Raw genomic sequence first — 19,401 nt, 5'->3', positions numbered from 1 at the left:
GAGCCCCCCGGCAGCGGCACTTTTGCATTCCGCAGGCTAGCATGGATTATTACCCAGTCCCGCCATGCCGCCATTTCGGATGAAACTCTCCCCTCCCCCCAACACGCTCAATCTGCCGAGGCGGACGCGATGGCGCGGTGCCCCGCAAACGGCACGGTGAGCGGCCTTTGAGCGATCCCGAAGTTGCAATCGAAAGCGGATGTCCCCCGCTCCGCGACGCCCGGCGCGGCGGTGCCGGCCAGCCGGCGGGAAAGCAGTTCCCCCAACCGGTGCGAAACCGCCGCCGCCCCTTGGGCATTGAGGTGATGAACATCGTGCCAATAGTCGCGGCGGGCCAACAGATCGTTCAGCGCCAGCATCGGCCGATTGCCGTAATAGCTCATGTCATAGGGACGGTCCGGCTTTCCGTATCCGGGCAGATACAACAGGTAGACGGGCACCCCCTGCCGGTCGGCAAGGTCCAGAATGGCGGCGACATAGCGACGGGGCATCGCATATTCGTAATCCTCCAGCGCTTTCGGCAGGTAATTGAGGCGCTTGTCGGCGCGCAGGGCCATAGCCTCCCGCTCCAGTCTGTCCGGCGCGATCGCGGTGTCGAGCGACGGGGTCAGCGCCCGGCCGTGGACATTCACCACGCGCGTATTGTCCACGGTGGACCCGTCATAGTTCGCGGGATCGAAACTGGGCTTCAGGCCGAATTCGGCCGGGGCAAGGCTCTCCACCCCCAGCACCAGCTGACGATAGGGCAGCCGCGCAAGGTCCGACAGATAGTTCACATTGCCGATGCGCGGTGCATCGATCAGGTCGGCAATACCGGCCACGTGCGAATAGAGCGGATGCGCCTTGCGCGTTTCGTTCTCCAGCACTTCCAGAACGATGGCGCGCGGCTTGCGGGCGGACAGCAGCTCGCGCGTCATCAGGTAATGCAGGTTGCGCCCGTAATTGGGAATCGCCAGGTTCGTCACCGTCAGGCACCGCCCGCCGGCATCGCGCACGCCACTGGCCGCCAGCGTCTGCGCCACCGCCAGCCCGTCGATCCCGTTCATGGTGTGCGATGTGCCGATCAGCGCGATGTCCAGCGGCGCGGGATCGTCGTGAATGCGCTCGTAAGACCAGCCGAGCCGCGCATAGGCCTCCGTCTGGACCGATTGCCAGCGGATATAGTCGCGATGCGGCAGGGCCACCATCAGCGCCAGCGTGGCCAGGAACGTGGCCACGCCAATCGCGAAAAGCGGCGCCGTTTTCGGGCCAGTGTGATCGGGTCCGGTCATCTTTGCCTGGGCTCCGCGCGCTAGAAGTTGAAGTAGAGGAACACGCCCGGATCGGGCAGGCGGGCGAAGGCCAGGGCCGCTATCGCGCCCAGCGCAGCGGCCGCCGCCCAGGGCCGTGTTTCGCGGCGCACCGGAACGATGCCGTCATGCTCGATCGGCAGGCCCGGCGTGGATTGCGGATAGCGCGCCAGTTCCAGCACGCTGGGAAGCTGGGTGACGACGATCCAGCCGGCGATCACCGCCGTCCACCCCAGCGGCCGCGCGAAGAGAAAGCCCGCCACCGTACCCTGTCCGTGCCACCCACCCATGCTGAGCAGCACCGATGCGGCACTGGCAAACGATTCCGCCCGGAACAACACCCAGGCGACCACCACCGCCAGCATGGTCAGCAACCAGGCCAGAGCGCGGGTCATGGCGCTTGCCGAACGCCCCGGCACCATGGCGTTCCAGGCGTGATTGACGATCAGGTAGAGCCCGTGAAGCACGCCCCACAGCACGAACGTCCAGCTCGCGCCGTGCCACAGCCCGCCCAGCGCCATCGTCGCCAGCAGATTGCCATAGCGCCGCACGGTTCCGTGCCGGTTCCCCCCGAGCGGGATGTAAAGGTAGTTGCGCAGAAAGCGTGAGAGCGAGATGTGCCAGCGCCGCCAGAACTCCACCACGCTCGTCGATTTGTAGGGCGATGCGAAGTTGACCGGCAGCAGGATGCCGAACATCAGCCCCAGCCCGATCGCCATGTCCGAATAGCCGGAAAAGTCGAAATAGAGCTGCAAGGTATAGCCCAGTGCGCCCAGCCATGCGTCGGCGGTTCCCAGCACCGCGCCATCGCGCACGGCGTTGAACGCCGGATCCGCCAGCAGCGCGAAACCGTCCGCCAGCAGCACTTTCTTGGCCAGCCCCAGCACGAAGATCGTGGTTCCGATCCGCACGTAGGAGGCAGGCAGAGGTCCACGGCCGGCCACCGCGAATTGCGGCAGCATCTCCTTGTGATGGGTGATCGGCCCTGCAATCAGGTGCGGAAAGAACAGGACGAACAGCGCGTAATCGATGATGCTGTCCGCCGCCTTTCCGTCTCGCCGGCTTTCCACCAGATAGGCGATCTGCTGGAACGTGTAGAAGCTGATCGCCAGCGGCAGCACGATCCGCCCCACCTGCCAGTCCAGCCCGGTCAGGCTATCGGCCGCCTGCACGAAGAAGTTCGCGTACTTGTAGTACCCCAGCAGCATCAGGTTGCCCATCACGCCCGCGCCCAGCATCCAGCGCGCCTGCGGATGCCGTTCCATGACGCGGCTCCACTGGAAGTTGGCCACGATCGAGATGCCTACCAGGAACAGGTAGCGCCAATCCCACCACCCGTAGAACACCAGCGAGCAGGCCACCATCCAGGCCTTGGCCCCGCCCTGCCGGCCAGACAGGCGCAAGGCGTGATAGCCAAACAGCGCTACCGGCAGGAACGCGAAGATGAAGACGAGCGATCCGAACAACATCGCGGTTTGGCACTCCATGGAAGGTGGGCGGGCACAGGTCGCCCGGCAGCGGAATGGATGGGCGGGAGGCGGATCGCGGGAGGCGGCGGCGTGCGCTCAATGCTCCCGGCCGCTGCGCCACAGCACCTGGTTGAGCGGCTCGACAAGGTATTGCAGCAGCGTGCGCTTCTTCAGTGGCACCAGCACCTGCACCGGCAGGCCCGGCTTGATGCCGTCCGCGCTGCCCTTGATGTCCCGCAGCACGCGCAGCGCCTCCACCGGCACGGTAACCTCGCCCGTGTAGTAGCGCGCCCCGGTGTGTTCATCGGTGAAGCTGTCCGCCGAGAACCGCGTCACCGTGCCCTCGAACACCGGAATGTCTCGCTCATGCATGGTCGTGAAGCGGATTTCGGCGGTCTGCCCGACATGGACATCGTCCGCATCGTTGGGGCTGAAACGCGCCTCTATGACCAGCGGCGCGGCATCGGGCACGATCTCCATCAGGCTCTGTGCCGCCGGCACCACGCCACCGACGGTAAAGATCTTCAGCCCCACCACCTGCCCGGTAGCCGGTGCACGGATCAAGGTCTGGTCGCGCTGGCGGCGCAGGGCCTGCCACTTGGGCAGCGCTTCGCCCAGTTGCTGTTCGTTTTCGCGCAGCGCCTGCGACACGTCCTGAAGCGTCTTGGCGTCGATCGTCAGCGCCTGCATCCGCAGTTCCCCGATCTGTTCCCGCGCGGCAGCACCGGATGAGGCCAGGTTGGCGCGATCGCTGGCCACGTTGGCGCGCGCGCGCTCCAGCTCGCGCACACGGTTGATGCTGGCATACCCTTTCTCGACCAGCAGATTCATGCCTTCCAACTGATCGTCGAAAAGTTCGCTCTGCTTGTGGTTTTCGACCAATTGGTTGCCGATGCCCGAGATCCGCTCGCGCAATTGGGCCGCCTGCTGATCCAGTACATCCTTCTGCGCCACGACCGAGCGCCGCTGGCTGCCCAGCAGCCCGGCCTGAAGGCGCATCGCCTCTTCCGCCAGCAGCCTGTCCTCCCCCGTCAGCGCACGAAACTCCGGCGGCGCCACCAGGGTCTGCACGCCGGCGCGCTGCGCCAGCAGCCGGGCGCGTTCGGCCTGAAGGTTGATCACTTGCGAAGCAGCCGCGCGTTCGTTGGCGGCCACTTCCGCGCCCGCCAGTTCGATCAGCACGTCACCCGCCTTCACGTGCTGCCCCTCATGCACGTGAAGCGCCGCCACCACGCCGCCATCGCGGTGCTGCACCGCCTGCCGACTTCCCGCCACGCTGACCGTCGCATCGGCATAAGCTGCCGCGTCCAGCCTGACGACCGTGGCAAAGCCCAGGAACACGCCGAAGAACAGCAGCACCACGATCCAGCCCAAACGGCTGTCGCGGGCCTCGCTGTCTTCCAGCGGCGCGGCGGGAACCGCATTCCATGGCGCCAAGACGCCGTCGATCGTCGCGACCTGGCTAGCCATGCTCCACCCCTTCCGTTTCGACCGAGCGCGATTCTCCGCCTTGCTGGCCGCCCTGTTTCCCCTGACCGTCCGCTTGCTCCGGCGGGGCCACGAACGGGCGCGCGCTGGCGTCGGCAGTCCCCTCCGTGGCAACCGGGGCTTTCGGCGCGTTCAGCTGCGCAACCACCTCGTTACGCTCTCCAAACATGTCGACACGCCCGCCCCGCAGCACCAGCAGCTTGTCCGCGCTTTGCAGAATGCCGGCGCGATGGGCGATCACCACCAGCGTCACGCCCTTCTTCCTGAGACTGTCCAACGCCTGCCCCAGCCGCATTTCCCCCTCGGCATCGAGCGCGGCATTGGGTTCATCCAGCACGATCAGCACCGGATCGCCGAACAGCGCCCGCGCCAGCGCGATGCGTTGGGCCTGGCCCACCGAAAGGCCGCCGCCTGCCCAGCCCAGTTCGGTATCGTAGCCCTGCGGCAGGCGGACGATGAAGTCATGCGCCCCGCAAACTTGCGCCGCCTGGATCACCCGTTCGTCCAGCGTGCCGGGCATGGCGCCTTCGGTGGCGAAGCGGGCGATGTTCTCCTTGATCGTGCCGCGAAACAGCACCGGTTCCTGCGGAACGTAGCCGATCGCCTGCCCCAGTTGCGCCGCCGGCCAATTGCGCAGGTCCGATCCATCCAGCCGTACCGCGCCTTGCGCCGGCGGCAGAATGCCCACCAACGCGCGCGCCAGCGTGGACTTGCCGGCACCGCTTGGCCCGATCACACCCAGCAGTTCGCCCGGCTCCAGCGCAAAAGTCACGCCGCCGATCAGCAGCCGATCGCGGCTGGGCGCGGCGATGCCCAGGTTCTCCACGGCAATCGCCCCGCTTGGCGCGGGCAGCGCGGTCGGCACCCGGTCATCCCCACGCTGGCCGAACAGTTCGACGATATGGGTGTAGGCCGCTGCGCCCTGCAGCAGGTTCTTCCAGGCACCGTTCACCAGTTCGATCGGTTGCAGGGCGCGCGCAATCAGCAGCGAGGACGCGAAGATCGCGCCACCGGAAATCTGCTGCTCGATGGCCAGCAGCGCCCCCATGCCCAATGCCAGCGATTGCAGCAGCAGGCGCGCGGCCTTGATCGTCGAAGTATAGCGCGTGGCCTTCAACCCGGCCCGGCTGACCATGCCGTTGGCTTCCAGCCGTTCGCGCAGATGCCGCTGCACCATCGCATCGCGCATACCCAGCGCGCCGATCACGCCGGATGCGCTCAGCGAAAGTTCCAGGCTGGAATAGGCGAACTGCTCGCGGCGGATCGCCTCCTTCATCGGCCCGCTGCTGCTGCGTTCGCTCAGCCAGCTCAGCAGGGAAAGCACCACGGCGCCGCCGATGCACAGGAGCCCGATCGCCGGATGAATCAGGAAGCAGACGATGATGTAGATCGGCGCCCAGGGCGCATCGAACAGCGCCAGCACGCCAACCCCGGTGATCGTCTGGCGCAGCACGTCGAATTCCCGCAAGGTCGCCGCGTTGACCTGCCCACCGCGCACCGTGGACACTTCCAGCAGCGCCTCCATGATCGGCGCGGCCAGTTGCTGATCCAGCCGCGCGCCGGCCCGTAGCAACAGCCGACTGCGCACCAGATCGAGCAATCCCACCGACAGGATCGCGACGATGAAGATCGCTGTCAGCCCCGCCAGCGTCAGCACGCCGCGCGTCGGCACGACCCGGTCGTAGACCTGCAGCATGTAGATCGACGGCGCCAGGTAGAGCACGTTGAGAAAGGCGCTGAACAGGCCGGCATTGATGAAATGCCGGCGGCAACGCGCAATCGCCTGCCGGATCGGCCGGGCGGCAGGCGTATCGGGAAAGGCGATCATATGATTTCTCCCACCGACCGCCGCATCAGCTCACGTAGTAGCCGGCGAATTTCTGCTGATAGCCATAGACGTCGTTGTGACCGGCGCTGGCGTATTGGCGGATGTTTACCTGGGACAGGCTGACGGCCAGCGTCCGCACGCCCGCCTGGTCGAGAATGTCGACGGCAGCCTGCGCGGCGCGGATCGCCGTCTTGCGCCAGCGGCAGAGCATCATCGTGGCATCGGCATGCGTCGTCAGCCTGCGCGTATCGACGACGCCCAGGACCGGCGCGGTATCGACGATCACCACTTCGAACCGTTCGCGCAGCGCGGCGTAGAGCGCCTTCACACGATCGTCGGTCAGGTAATCCTCCGTCCCGGTGGGTCCAGCGGTCGGCAGCACCATCAAGGGCACCAGCGGATCGCGTACCAGCGCGTCATCCAGCGGCAGCCTGCCTTCCAGCACCGCCAGCAGGCGCTCATCCGCGCCCAGTTCGGGCAGCAAGGTCGACGTCACCGAATGGCGGCGCAAATCTCCATCCACCAGCACCACCTTGCGGCCGCCCGCCGCCAGAATGCGCGCCAGGCAGATGGAAAAGGTGGTCTTGCCCTCACGCGGGAGGGCGGACGTCACCGCGATCACCTGCCCGCCGCGATCCTTGGAACGGACGACGACGGCACCGGCCGCGCGTACCGCCTCTGCAAAGACGGAGAACGGCCGCTCCAGAATGTAGAGGTGCGGGGCGGTCTGGCGATGCTCACGCCCGGCGGAGGTCCGCAGATCTGGCAGGGCGCCGGCGTAAGTCGCCCCCAACTGGCTTTCCACATCCTCACGCGTGACGATGCTGCCATCGAGGTATTCGGCCAGCCCTACTGCCAGCAGGCCGACGATGATCGCCCCCACTGCACCCAGCGCAAGCCCCAGCCGATAGTTGGGCCAGACCGGATAGTCGGGAAGGCGCGCCAGAGACGAAATGCTGGCGTCCGCCTGCGGCAGGTTCGCCGCCGCCGATGTTTCCTTCGCGCGCTGTAGGAAAGCCGAATAGATCGTGCGGCTGGCTTCCGCCTTGCGTTGCAATTCCAGCAGGCCCACTTGCGCGGTGCCGTTCGTCGCCAGCGCGGTACGCGCATGCGAACGGCTGGCCAGCAACGATTCCAGCCCGCTCTCGGCCACCTGCACATTGGCCTGCAGCGTGGAAATGATCCGTTCCTGCTCGGCCGCGATCTGGCCGCGAATGTCGGCCAGATTCTGGCGGGCGCGCTTCATCTCGGGATGACTGTCGCCATAGTGCGACGCCAGTGACGCCACTTCGGCACTGGCGACAGCCTCCTGAGAGCGCAGCGCGCGGATCGTTTCGGACGCAAGTACGGCGCCGATGTCCGAACCCCCGCCGCGGCTGAGCTGCGCGCGTGCAGCCGCCAGCTTGCCGCGTTCCTGCGCCAGCGTGGCCTGCGCCTGGGTGATCTGCTGGTTGAGCTGGGAAGCCTCCTGCTCGGCCATGGTGGCGCCCTCGGCGCTCATCAGATTGTGCGCGATCATGTAGTTCTGCACCGCCGCATCGTCGGCCACGGCCTGCTGGCGCAAGTCGTCCGCACGACGGGACACGAACTGCGATGCCTGCTCCGTCACGCCGGCCCGGTGCGCCACCTGCATGGCGATGTATTGCGATGCATAGGCGTTGGCGATGTTGGTGGCACGACGCGGATCTCCCGATCGCGCGGCAATGTCGATCACATAGGTCAGCCCCTGACGCCGCACGGTGACGATCTTCTGCAGGATGGCGGAGGCACGCCGTTCGGCCGCGCTCATCGCCTGATCGGGGTCCTGGCTGGAAACAGGCTGCGCCGAAGAGGGCGCGCCCTTCGCGCCCCCGCGAAGGCCGGCATCACCGGTAAAGTCCGGCTCCCGATCGAGATGAAGCTGGCGCACCACCGCCAGCGAAGTTGCGGGTGAGGCCATGATCTGCGTCTGCGTATCGACCACATTGGTATCGGCGGGCAGGCCCTGCACCACCGATTGCAGATCGATCGTATCGGCCTTGCGCGGTTCGATCAGCACGCTGGCAGTGGCGACATAGACCGGCCGCGCCAGCAGCACGGCAGCGGCAACGGCCGAGAAGGCCAGCCCCGCAACGATCGCGAACAGCCACTGCCGGCGCCGGAACACCATCCAGACATGCCGGGGATCGGGAAGCAGGCGCGTGCGCCGGGCCTCCCCGGCGGTTCGAACGAATCCCACACCATCACCGGACGCGATGCTCGCCATCAAATGCCCCTTAACAAACCGCCGAACGGTCAGCCGCTCCACGCAATCGCGCCGAAATAACGCGCTTTTCCGTTACCCGCCGCTCACCCCAATATCTGCATTGCAACAAGTAACGAGAAATCGATCAAGTTATGTATTATTCCGATTTCGCCCATTTTGCGGAGATTTACGCCTGTATTGGATCTAATCGCCGCCCGGCGCGCGAAAACTCCGGCAATTCCTTCACATCAATAGTCCGATACGGAACACCATTCCGTCCCGTACGGGTATAGGGGGATGAAATCTGCGGTTCTCGAACCAGGTCTGTCGCCCCCGATCAGGAGACCGTGCCTGACTGACACATCTTCGCGCGCAGGAACCATTCGATAATGATCCGATATTGCGTAAATCGGGCAGAAAAACGCGCCATACGCCGCCGTTATGGAGACATTATGCCGCAGACATACCAAAATGGATTGAACATCACCCTCATCCAATGACGGATCCCGGCGATTTTCGCTGATCCCTTCAGTAAATCTCGTATTTTTTCATACGATACGGATCATTTATACATTCCGCACTGCAGCATCGATCTATTGACGACCACTCAACTTCAATTACGATGACGTCAACAAAAACAAGTCGGTCGCTTCCCAAAACTGTTTCTTCTTCAGTTGGATGGATCGATGGACGCTATAGTCTCCCGAATAGACCTGCCCCTTTCCAGCCCACGCGGCGCATCTCCGCATGTGCGGGAAACGCAGGCCGGCGACAGCCCGCTAGGCGAAGCGGCATGGATAGACCCGCTTTCAGCCGGAACGGCACGCGCTGCGCCGTGCCAGATCCCTGCCGGAACACCACTCGTGGCGCCGCCGACCCGTCCGGGATCGGGCCAAGGCGCGCCATCCGCCGACAGGACGCCCGACATGACCAGCGCATTGATTGAGCGAACCCCGACAGCGGCGGCGGCAACGGCAACAACAACGGCAACAACAACGGCAACACTTGGGGCAATGCCCCTGCCCGAACGCTCCGCCATACGGCTGGTGGGAAGCGCCGCTTTCACCGAGGCGTCATGGCCCGCCGACGATTTTGCAATGCCCGATGGCATCCCATCGTCGCTTTGCCGCAGCTTCGACATCCTTGCCTCCGCGCTGGCGCTGGTGGCGCTCCTGCCGATGATTCTGCTGGTGGCGCTGACGGTGCGGCTGTCCAGCCGGGGGCCAGTGCTGTTCGTGCAGCAACGCGTCGGCCATGGGGGCCGCCTGTTCCCCTGCTTCAAGTTTCGCAGCATGGTCTGCAATGCGCAGGACGTGCTGGAAAGGCTTCTGGCGGAATCGCCGGACGCGCGGGACGAATGGGAGCGTGACCAGAAACTGCGCCGCGATCCGCGCATCACTGCGGTCGGCCGGTTCCTGCGCAAGAGCAGCCTCGACGAGTTGCCGCAACTGCTCAACGTCCTGCTGGGCCACATGAGCATTGTCGGGCCACGCCCGATCGTGATGGCGGAGATCGACCGCTATGGCCGCCGCTTCGATGCCTATTGCTCCGTGCGTCCGGGATTGACGGGCCTTTGGCAGGTCAGCGGCCGCAACGAAGTCTCTTACGAAGCGCGCGTTCGCCTTGACGCGCGGTATGCTCAACGCAAGTCGCTTTACTACGATCTGGCGATCTGCCTCCGTACCGTTCCGGCCGTGCTGGCTTCACGCGGCTGTTATTGAACGGATTTTCGAAGAGCAGTGCCACAATGAAGTTTGCAGATGATCGGCCGCATTCCCGCGCCTTGCGCACCGCTGTGCTCCTTGCCCACAAATTGCGGCAGGCCACGCTGGCGCGGGAGGTTCGGCAACGATCCGGAACAGGCAAGGCCGCCACGGAAGCGCCCGAACCCGGCTGATATTCAGCCGACCGGCGGGCGTAACGTGACGATGACCTGCCGGCGTTCGCGATCGATCTGCATGTCCAGCGGGGCAGCCGGGTCCGACGCGGACCAGCGCAGCCAGTCCCCCCCCGGACGCTCCCAATCGGCCACCGTCATGGTCTGGCCATCGCGGCCACGCCACGTGCCCAGATCGTCGAAGCGCCGGAAGCGTTTCAGGTTCTTCGCCCGCAATTCGGCCAGTGCCGCCACATGGTCTTCCAGTTCGCGGTCGCGGTGTTCCCAATCCACCCAGCCGATCGCATTGTCCTGGCAATAGGCATTGTTGTTGCCGTGCTGCGTACGGCCGAATTCGTCACCCGCAGTCAGCATGATCGTGCCGGTAGAAGCAAACAACGTGCCCAGCATCGCCTTCAGGTCGGCCTTGCGCGCAGCGAGTATCTGGGGGTCGTCCGTCGTCCCTTCCGCGCCGTGGTTCCAGCTGAAATTCTCGCCATGGCCATCACGGTTGTTCTCGCCATTGGCCCAGTTATGGCGGTTTTCGTAGGATACCGTATCGGCCAGCGTGAAGCCGTCGTGCGCGGCCAGGAAATTGACCGAGCGGCAGGCGGCGCCGGGCTGAACCGGGCCGAACACGTCGGACGATCCAGCCAGCCGCGTCGCCAGCGTGCCAATGCCTTCGTCGCCCCGCCAGAAACGGCGCACATCGTCGCGAAAGCGGTCGTTCCATTCCAGCCAGTGGCTGGGGAAGTTGCCCAGTTGATAGCCACCGGGGCCCACGTCCCACGGCTCGGCGATCATCACGCGGGTGGAGAGCACCGGATCGCCGGCGATCTCGGCAAAGATTGGCGCTGCGGGATCGAAGCCCGGGCCGCGCGCCAGAACCGGCGCCAGGTCGAAGCGGAAGCCGTCCACCCCGCACGCGGTCACGAAATGCCGCATCGCGTCCAGCACCAGATCGCGCACCGCCGGATTGGCGAAGTCCAGCGTATTGCCGCAACCGGTATCATTGATTAGCGTGCCATCGGGTGCATGCGCATAGGCGGCATTGTCCAGCCCGCGCAGCGAGACCACGCCGCCCTGCACATCGCTTTCGCCCGTATGATTGAACACCATGTCCAGCAGCACGCCGATCCCTTCGGCATGGAGGGCCGCCACCGTCGCGCGCAGTTCGGCCACGCCGCCGGGGCAGAGGCCAGGATCGAGCGCCGAGACCGCCACCGGGTTGTACCCCCAGGCGTTGACGAGGCCGAGCGGCGGCAGGTGGCGCTCGTCGATCCACGCCACGATCGGCATCAGTTCGACAGCGGAGATGTGCAGCTTCTTCAGATGCGCGACGACCGCCGGATGCGCGAGTGCGGCAACGGTGCCGCGCATGTCCTCCGGCACGTCGGGGTGCAGCTTGGTGAAAGCGCGGACGTTGACTTCGTAGATCAGTCCGCCGGGCGCGAAATGAACCGGCTGCTGCAATACCGGCTCCAACGGTGCAGGCACCACGGCGCGCGGCACGATATCGGCGGTATCCTCCCCGAACTGCGCCAGCCGGGGATCCTGCACGAAACGGCGATCGAGTTCGATCGCGCGCGGATCGACCAGCAGCTTGGCGGGATCGAACCACAATCCGCGCGAGGGCGCCCATTCCCCGGCGGCACGATAGCCGTAGTGCAGGCCGGTCAGCGTGCCGGGTAGTTCCAATGTCCAGCTCGGCCCCTGCCGGGCCATGGCGTGGCGCGTTTCTCCCGCATCGTCGAAGCAGCAGAGCCAGACCATGTCGGCGGCGGGCGCACGCACCGCAAAGCGCGTCATCCCTGCCGCCAGCTCGACGCCCAAGCCGCTCATCTGGCGATCTTGTGATAGAGCCTTGCGTAAGCCGCGCCGCTGGCCTTCCACGAGAAGTCCGCCTTCATCGCGTTGCGCTGGATCGCGGCCCAGGTTTCCGGCTCCTGCCAAAGCTCCAGCGTGCGGGTGAGCGCAGCGGCCATCGCGTCGTAGTGCACGCCATCGAACTGCACGCCGGTGGCAACGCCTGCCGCCAGCGCCGCGGGATTGGCGTCGATCACGGTGTCCGCCAGCCCGCCGGTGCGTGCCACCACGGGAATGCAGCCATAGGCAAGGCCGTATAGCTGGGTCAGCCCGCAAGGTTCAAAGCGGGAAGGGATCAGGATCGCATCGCCGCCGCCCTGCATGCGGTGCGACAGGTCCTCGTCATAGCCGAAGCGCAGGCCGATCCGCCCCGGGTGACGCGCGGCCCCTTCGCGCAGTTGGCGCTCGATCGCGCGGTCCCCGGCGCCGAGAAGTGCCAGCCTGCCGCCGATGCCGACCAGATGGTCCAGCACTTCGGGCAGCACGTCCATGCCCTTCTGCCAGGTCAACCGGCTGACGGCGATGAACAGCGGGCCGTCATCCTCGTCCAGCCCGAACTCGATCTCCAGCGCGCGCTTGTTAGTCTTGCGCTTGTCCAACGTCCGCGCGGTGTAGCGGGCGGATAGGGCCGGATCGGCAGCCGGGTTCCACAGTTCGGTGTCGATGCCGTTGAGGATGCCGGACACCGCATGGCCGCGCGCGATCACCAGCCCCTCCAAGCCCATGCCGAAGTTCGACGAGCGGATTTCGCGCGCGTAAGTCGGGCTGACGGTGGTGACCGCATCGGCGCAGGCGAGGCCTGCCTTCAACATGCCCAGACCGCCGTGGTATTCCACGCCGTCCATCGTCCATGCCGCCGTGGGCAGGCCAATGCTGGGGAAGATCTCGGCGCCGAACCAGCCCTGAAAGGCCATGTTATGGACGGTGACCACCGAGGGCACGCGGCCCTCCTCCCCGCCAAGCGGGGCGAAACGCAGATAGGCACAGGCCATCGCCGCCTGCCAGTCATGCGCGTGCAGAACGTCGAAGCGCTGCGGCTTGCCACGGCTGACGACCACCCCGCCCGCAATATCGGCAGCGGCCCGGCCGAAGGCGGAAAAGCGCCGCCAGTTGTCACCCCAGTCGCGCCCCGCGCCATCGGTGTAAGGCGCCCCGTCGCGCGTGAAGAGTGCGGGCGCATCCAGCACCAGCAGCGGATATCCGTCGATCTTGGCCGAAAGCAGCCGCGCCGGCACGCCCAGCAGCGACTCCCACGCATGGACCGCCTTGGCCCGGCCGATCGTCTTCAGCACCGATGGGTAGCCGGGCAGCAGCGTGGTCACCTCCACACCGTTCGGTGCCAGCGCGCCGGGCAATGCCCCGGCAACGTCGGCCAGCCCGCCGGTCTTGATCAGGGGAACCGCTTCGGATGCGACCGACAGAACCTTCAATTATCTATCCTTTTCAGGCCGGTTATAGTTCCAGCCGCTCGATCATGCGCTTGGTGATCAGGCATACGCCATTGTCGGTGCGGCGGAAACGCTGCCCGTCCAGAACGGGGTCTTCGCCCACCACCAGCCCTTCCGGAATGCGCACGCCGGAATCGATGATGACGCGACTGAGCCGGGCGTGGCGGCCGATGTTGCAATAGGGCAGGATCACCGCTTCGTTGACGGACGAATAACTGCCCATCTTCACCCCGGTGAACAGCAGCGAACGCCGCGCCAGCGATCCGGAGACGATGCAGTCCTGACTAATCAGCGAGGATATCGCCTCGCCCCTTCGCCCTTCCTCGTCATGGACGAACTTGGCGGGTGCGGCGACGACGGTGTCGGTCCAGATCGGCCAGTCGCGATCGTACATGTTGAGCTTGGGCACGGTGTCGGTCAGGTCGAGATTGGCGTCGAAGTAGGCATCCACGGTGCCGACATCGCGCCAGTATTCCTCGATCTCTTCCGCCGCGCGGATGCAGGAATTGGTGAAGCGGTGGGCCTGCGCCTTCCCGTGCTTGACGATGTAGGGGATGATATCGCCTCCGAAATCGCGCTTGGAATCGGGCTCGGCCGCGTCACGGCGAAGCTGTTCGAACAGGAACTCCGTATCGAAGACGTAGATGCCCATGGAAGCCAGGCAATTGTCCGGATCGCCGGGGATCGTCGGCGGATCCTTCGGCTTTTCGAGGAACGAGGTGATCACGTCGTTCTCGTCGACATGCATCACGCCGAAAGCGGTCGCCTCCTTCTTCGGCACGACAAGGCAGCCCACCGTCACGTCCGCGCCGGAATTGACGTGCTGTTGCAGCATCAACTCGTAATCCATCTTGTAGATGTGGTCGCCCGCCAGGATCACCATGTACTTGGGGCTGTACGATGCAATGATGTCGATGTTCTGGAACACCGCATCCGCCGTGCCTTCGTACCACAGCATTTCGGAAATGCGCTGGCTGGCGGGCAGGATGTCAAAGCTTTCGTTACGTTCCGGCCGCATGAAGTTCCACGCGCGGTTCATGTGCCGGATCAGGCTATGCGCCTTGTACTGCGTGGCCACGCCGATGCGGCGGATGCCGGAATTGATTGCGTTGGACAGCGCAAAGTCGATGATGCGGCTCATGCCCCCGAAATAGACCGCCGGCTTGGCGCGATTGTCGGTCAGTTCGGCAAGTCGGCTACCCCTCCCCCCCGCGAGCACATAGGCCATGGCGTCGCGTGCGAGCGGCGATCCGGAGGTACGCATCTAAATCACTCTCCTTAAGCATCCAGAGCCCCTGACATGGGCGCGCGTATTCAGTTTCCGTCGAATTCCAGCATGATCGTCGCCAGTGGCGGCAGCGTGACGGTGGCATGGCCATCGGCGGCGGTAACGTGCCCCAGATTGCCCTTGCCACTGCCGCCATAGGTCAGCGCATCGGTGTTGAGCACTTCGTTCCAGTTGCCCGCCAGCGGCAGCGGCAGGCGATAACCGGTCAGCAGCGCCGGGGTCATGTTGGAGATCACGGCGATGGGATTTGCATCCGGCGCTTTGCGCAGCCACGCGAAGACCGAATTCTCGGCATCGTCCACCACCAGCCATTCGAACCCGCCCGCATCGCAATCGCCCGCGTGGAGCGCCGGCCGGGCGCGGTAGAGCGCGTTCAGGTCCTTCACCAGATTGCGCACGCCTTCATGCGCGGGGGCCTCGCGCAGTTCCCAATCGAGCGGGCGCTCCTCGCTCCATTCGCGGCGCTGGGCGAATTCCTGCCCCATGAACAGCAGCTTCTTGCCGGGATAGCCCCACATCATGCCGTAATAGGCGCGCAAGTTGGCGAATTGCTGCCAGTCGTCCCCGCTCATCTTGCCCAGCAGCGATCCCTTGCCATGGACCACTTCGTCATGGCTGAGCGGCAGGACGTAGTTCTCGCTGAAAGCGTAGGTCAGCCCGAAGGTGATGTCGTTATGATGGTAGCGCCGATGCACCGGATCGCGCGCCATGTAGCGCAGCGTGTCGTGCATGAAGCCCATGTTCCACTTGAACCCGAAACCCAGCGAACTGGCCCTTTTGCCGTCGTCCACCTCGTATGCCGGCTGGGTAACGCCCGGCCACGCCGTCGATTCCTCGGCAATGGTGATGACACCGGGATGCTGGCCATAGATCGCGCGGTTCACGGCGCGCAGGAAATCCACCGCCTCCCAGTTCTCACGCCCGCCCTGCGCGTTGGGCAGCCACTCGCCTTCCTTGCGCGAGTAATCGCGGTAGAGCATCGATGCGACGGCATCCACGCGCAGACCATCCACGTGATAGCGGTCCGCCCAGAACAGCGCGTTGTTGACCAGGAAGCTCACCACCTCGCGCCGGCCGAAGTTGTAGATCAGCGTGTTCCAGTCCGGCTGGAAACCCATGCGCGGATCGGCATGTTCGTAAAGCGCGGTGCCGTCGAAACGGACGAGGCCGTGCTGGTCGGTTGGGAAGTGCGCGGGCACCCAGTCCAGGATCACGCCGATCCCCGCCCGGTGCGCGCCGTCCACGAAGCGCGCGAAACCGGCCGGTTCGCCGAAGCGGGCGCTGGGGGCGTAGAGCCCGGTGGTCTGGTAGCCCCATGACGGGTCGTAGGGATGCTCGCTGATCGGCAGGAACTCGATATGGGTGAAGCCCATCTCGACCACGTAGGGGATCAGCCGGTCGGCCAGATCGTCCCAGTTGAGGAACCAGTTCCAGCGATCGCGCTGCCACGATCCGGCGTGCACTTCGTAGATCGAGACCGGCACCTTGCGCGGATCGATGGAGGCCCAGTGCGCGCGGTGCGCCTCGTCCCCCCAGTCCAGCTTGGCCGGATGCGCGGTCATCGAGGCGGTGGCCGGGCGGATTTCCGACATGAAGGCGAAGGGATCGGCCTTCAGCGGCTGTTCGGCGCCGTCCGCACCGATGATGTGGTACTTGTAGGCGCGATAGTCGGCGATGTCGGGGATGAAGATTTCCCACACGCCGATGTCCTTGCGATCGCGCATGACATGGCGGCGCGGATCCCAGTCGTTGAAGTCCCCCACCACGCTGACCAGCCGGGCGTTCGGCGCCCAGACCGCGAAATGGACGCCGCTGGCGCCCTCATGCGTGATGATGTGGGCGCCCAGCTTGTCGAACAGGCGGAAATGCGTGCCCTGCGCGATCAGCAGGTCGTCCAGTGGCCCCAGCACCGGGCCGAACGTATAGGGATCGGTGACCAGCCACTGGTGATGCCCGTCCGAACAGCGGTAGCGGATCGGCTGGGGCTTGGCGATCAGGCGGCCTTCGAACAGGCCGCGATCGTCCACTTTGCCCAGCACGCCCAGCCGCCGGCCGTCCAGGCTGAACGCCTCCACCTCCTCCGCGCCGGGCAGGATGACGCGCAGGAACGTGCCGTCAGGGCCCGGCAGCACGCCCAGCAGCGAGAACGGGTCGGCATGAACGCCTTGAAGGAGAGCCTCTATCGCACTTTCCGGTGGTTGCAGACTGTCCCTTGGCGTCACAGAACCTTCCAGATTTCTCGCGCATATTCGGCGATCGTCCGGTCGGACGAAAACCAGCCGACATTGGCAATATTGCGTATCGTCGCCGCACGCCAGCGTGCAGTATCTTCCCACCACGCGTCAACCGAACGCTGCGCGCCGGCATAGCTGTCGAAGTCGGCCGCGCACATGAACCAGTCATGGTCGTAGATGCCGCCGATCAGATCCTTGTAGCGGTTCGGATCGTCGGGAGAAAATACGCCGGACGAAATTGCCGTCAGCGCCTGGCTCAACTCGCGCGAGCATTCGATCACTTCGCGGGGATTGTAGCCATTAGCGCGCTTCTGGGCGACTTCTTCGGCAGTAAGGCCAAAGATCACGATATTGTCATTGCCCACGTGATCCCTGATTTCGACATTGGCACCATCGAGCGTGCCGATGGTCAGTGCCCCGTTCAACGCGAACTTCATGTTCCCGGTTCCGGAGGCTTCCATGCCCGCGGTCGAAATCTGTTCGGAAAGGTCCGCCGCCGGGAAGATGCGTTCACCCAGGCTGACGTTGTAGTTGGGTACGAACACCACCTTCAGCAGCCCGCCGACGGAGGGATCGGCATTGACGCGCCGGGCGATATCGTTCGCCAGTTTGATCACCAGCTTGGCGTTGTGATAGCTGGGCGCCGCCTTGCCCGCGAAGATCTTCACGCGCGGCACCCAGTCCCGTTCCGGATGGCTGCGGATCTGGTCGTAGAGCGCCACCGTCTCGATCAGGTTGAGCAGTTGGCGCTTGTATTCGTGGATGCGCTTGATCTGCACATCGAACAGCGCATCAGGATCGAGGCGCACGCCCATCGTCTTCTTGATATAGTCCGCCAGCGCCACCTTGTTGGCGCGCTTCACTTCGGAAATCCGCTCCCCGAACTGTGCGTCTTCGGCAAAGGCGTTGAGGTCCACCAGCTTTTCCGCATCGTCCAGGAACCCATCGCCGATGGCATCGCGGATCACGCGGGTCAGGCCGGGATTGCACTGCTGCAGCCAGCGGCGCGGGGTGACGCCGTTGGTCTTGTTGTTGATGCGGGTGGGATAGAGCCTGTGAAGGTCGGCGAAGACCGTTTCCTTCATAAGTTCGGTATGGAGCGCGGCCACGCCGTTCACCGAATGCGACCCTACGAAGGCCAGGTTCGCCATGCGCACGCGCCGCTCTCCGCCCTCGTCGATCAGCGAGATTGCCGCGATCTGCGCATCGTCGCAGCCCGCCTTGCGCGCTTCGCGCAGCACGCGGCTGTTGATCGCGTAGATGATCTGCATGTGGCGCGGCAGCATCCGTTCGAACAACGGCAGCGGCCAGGATTCCAGCGCTTCCGGCAGCAGGGTGTGGTTGGTGTAGGATACCGTCTGGCGGCAGATGTCCCACGCCTCGTTGAACTCAAGGCCGTTTTCATCGACCAGCAGGCGCATCAGCTCTGCCACCGCCACCGAGGGGTGCGTGTCGTTCAGCTGGATCGCCACCTTTTCGGGCAGCGTGCGGATATCGCCCTCGTACTGGACATGGCGGCGCACGATGTCCTGGATCGAGGCGGCGGTGAAGAAATACTCCTGCCGCAGCCGCAGTTCCTGCCCGGCGGGGCTGGAATCGGCGGGATAGAGCACACGCACCAGACTGTCCGCCCGCACCTGCTCCGCCAGCGCGCCGAAGTGATCGCCCGCGTTGAAGGCATCGAGTTTCAAAGGATCGAGCGGGCTGGCCGTCCACAGCCGCAGCGTATTCACCCGCTTGCCGCGCCAGCCGACGATCGGGGTGTCGATGGCGGTGGCCTCCACCTGCTCGGCCGGGTGCCAGAAAACACCCTCCCCCTCGGCCACGACTTCGCCGCCGAAGCCGATGCGGTAGGTGCTTTCCACCCGCTCGAACTCCCACGGGTTGCCGTGGGCCAGCCAGGTTTCGGGCAGTTCCACCTGCCAGCCATCGTCGATGCGCTGGCGGAACATGCCGTTCTTGTAGCGGATGCCGTATCCGTAGGCGGGGATGTCCAGCGTCGCCAGGCTTTCCATGAAGCACGCAGCCAGTCGCCCAAGTCCGCCGTTGCCCAGCGCCGCATCGGGCTCCAGCTCTTCCAGCGCGGCAAGGTCCAGCCCATGCGCGGCCAGCGCCTTCTCGAACTCCCGCGTCATGCCCATGTTCGAGAGCGCGTCGCGCAGCAGGCGGCCGATCAGGAACTCCATGGAGAGGTAATAGACCCGCTTGCCACCCGTATCGTACGTGCGGCGCGTGGATTCGAACCACCGGTCGATGATCTTGTCGCGCAACGCATAGATCGATGCGGTGTACCAGTCGTACTGCTTGGCCGCGCGCTCGTCCTTGCCCACGCGGTTGCGCAGCACGCGAACGATGTGCTGATCCATTTCGGACGGGGTTTGCACGGAAGCC

General features: G+C 65.1%; 11 protein-coding genes. 1 reads left to right on the top strand and 10 read right to left on the bottom strand.

Annotated features, from left to right (window positions below):
- Positions 1–107 precede the first annotated feature (107 nt).
- The 5 genes from WBP06_RS01410 to WBP06_RS01390 form a co-directional block, all read right to left on the bottom strand.
- Entirely contained in the window at positions 108–1,271 is a 1,164-nt protein-coding gene (locus WBP06_RS01410; protein WP_395331117.1) for a hypothetical protein, read from the bottom strand.
- A 20-nt stretch (positions 1,272–1,291) separates the two neighbouring features.
- Entirely contained in the window at positions 1,292–2,758 is a 1,467-nt protein-coding gene (locus WBP06_RS01405) for an MBOAT family O-acyltransferase (RefSeq protein ID WP_395331115.1), read from the bottom strand.
- Positions 2,759–2,854: 96 nt separating this feature from the next.
- Complete coding sequence (locus WBP06_RS01400; RefSeq protein WP_395331113.1) at positions 2,855–4,228, bottom strand: HlyD family type I secretion periplasmic adaptor subunit; 1,374 nt, start codon at positions 4,226–4,228, stop codon at positions 2,855–2,857.
- The gene (locus tag WBP06_RS01395; protein ID WP_395331110.1) at positions 4,221–6,074 is read right to left on the bottom strand and encodes a type I secretion system permease/ATPase; all 1,854 of its coding nucleotides are present in this window, start codon (positions 6,072–6,074) and stop codon (positions 4,221–4,223) included. The genes WBP06_RS01400 and WBP06_RS01395 overlap by 8 nt, the downstream gene beginning before the upstream one ends.
- Positions 6,075–6,099: 25 nt before the next feature.
- Positions 6,100–8,319: a GumC family protein gene (locus tag WBP06_RS01390; protein WP_395331108.1), complete on the bottom strand. Its 2,220-nt coding sequence runs from the start codon at positions 8,317–8,319 to the stop codon at positions 6,100–6,102.
- Positions 8,320–9,311: 992 nt separating this feature from the next.
- Between WBP06_RS01390 and WBP06_RS01385 the strand changes: the two genes are divergently transcribed.
- Positions 9,312–10,019: a sugar transferase gene (locus WBP06_RS01385; protein WP_395331106.1), complete on the top strand. Its 708-nt coding sequence runs from the start codon at positions 9,312–9,314 to the stop codon at positions 10,017–10,019.
- A 179-nt stretch (positions 10,020–10,198) separates the two neighbouring features.
- Here WBP06_RS01385 and glgX read toward each other — a convergent pair whose 3' ends face one another.
- From glgX to WBP06_RS01360, 5 genes are read right to left on the bottom strand one after another with little or no spacing between them, the layout of a single operon-like run.
- Positions 10,199–12,016, bottom strand: coding sequence for a glycogen debranching protein GlgX (gene glgX / locus WBP06_RS01380; protein ID WP_395331104.1), 1,818 nt, complete (start codon positions 12,014–12,016; stop codon positions 10,199–10,201).
- Positions 12,013–13,470: a glycogen synthase GlgA gene (gene glgA / locus WBP06_RS01375; RefSeq protein WP_395331102.1), complete on the bottom strand. Its 1,458-nt coding sequence runs from the start codon at positions 13,468–13,470 to the stop codon at positions 12,013–12,015. The genes glgX and glgA overlap by 4 nt, the downstream gene beginning before the upstream one ends.
- A gap of 22 nt (positions 13,471–13,492) precedes the next feature.
- Positions 13,493–14,752, bottom strand: a complete 1,260-nt coding sequence (gene glgC / locus WBP06_RS01370; protein ID WP_395331100.1) for a glucose-1-phosphate adenylyltransferase — start codon at positions 14,750–14,752, stop codon at positions 13,493–13,495.
- Positions 14,753–14,802: 50 nt separating this feature from the next.
- Positions 14,803–16,980 carry a 1,4-alpha-glucan branching protein GlgB gene (glgB, locus tag WBP06_RS01365; RefSeq protein ID WP_395333984.1) on the bottom strand — a complete coding sequence of 726 codons (2,178 nt, stop codon included), beginning with the start codon at positions 16,978–16,980 and terminating at the stop codon, positions 14,803–14,805.
- A 14-nt stretch (positions 16,981–16,994) separates the two neighbouring features.
- Positions 16,995–19,376 carry a glycogen/starch/alpha-glucan phosphorylase gene (locus WBP06_RS01360; RefSeq protein ID WP_395333982.1) on the bottom strand — a complete coding sequence of 794 codons (2,382 nt, stop codon included), beginning with the start codon at positions 19,374–19,376 and terminating at the stop codon, positions 16,995–16,997.
- Between the last annotated feature and the right edge of the window lie 25 nt (positions 19,377–19,401).

Source organism: Novosphingobium mississippiense (genome assembly GCF_044029535.1).
Classification (GTDB): Bacteria; Pseudomonadota; Alphaproteobacteria; order Sphingomonadales; family Sphingomonadaceae; genus Novosphingobium.
This window is presented reverse-complemented; position numbering and strand designations above follow the sequence as displayed.

Excerpts from the sequence above, each read along its gene's own strand:
- WBP06_RS01390 (WP_395331108.1), bottom strand. The coding sequence starts at position 8,319 with ATGGCGAGCATCGCGTCCGGTGATGGTGTGGGATTCGTTCGAACCGCC.
- WBP06_RS01410 (WP_395331117.1), bottom strand. The coding sequence starts at position 1,271 with ATGACCGGACCCGATCACACTGGCCCGAAAACGGCGCCGCTTTTCGCG.
- glgC (WP_395331100.1), bottom strand. The coding sequence starts at position 14,752 with ATGCGTACCTCCGGATCGCCGCTCGCACGCGACGCCATGGCCTATGTG.
- WBP06_RS01360 (WP_395333982.1), bottom strand. The coding sequence starts at position 19,376 with ATGGATCAGCACATCGTTCGCGTGCTGCGCAACCGCGTGGGCAAGGAC.
- glgX (WP_395331104.1), bottom strand. The coding sequence starts at position 12,016 with ATGAGCGGCTTGGGCGTCGAGCTGGCGGCAGGGATGACGCGCTTTGCG.
- WBP06_RS01395 (WP_395331110.1), bottom strand. The coding sequence starts at position 6,074 with ATGATCGCCTTTCCCGATACGCCTGCCGCCCGGCCGATCCGGCAGGCG.
- WBP06_RS01400 (WP_395331113.1), bottom strand. The coding sequence starts at position 4,228 with ATGGCTAGCCAGGTCGCGACGATCGACGGCGTCTTGGCGCCATGGAAT.
- WBP06_RS01385 (WP_395331106.1), top strand. The coding sequence starts at position 9,312 with ATGCCCCTGCCCGAACGCTCCGCCATACGGCTGGTGGGAAGCGCCGCT.
- WBP06_RS01405 (WP_395331115.1), bottom strand. The coding sequence starts at position 2,758 with ATGTTGTTCGGATCGCTCGTCTTCATCTTCGCGTTCCTGCCGGTAGCG.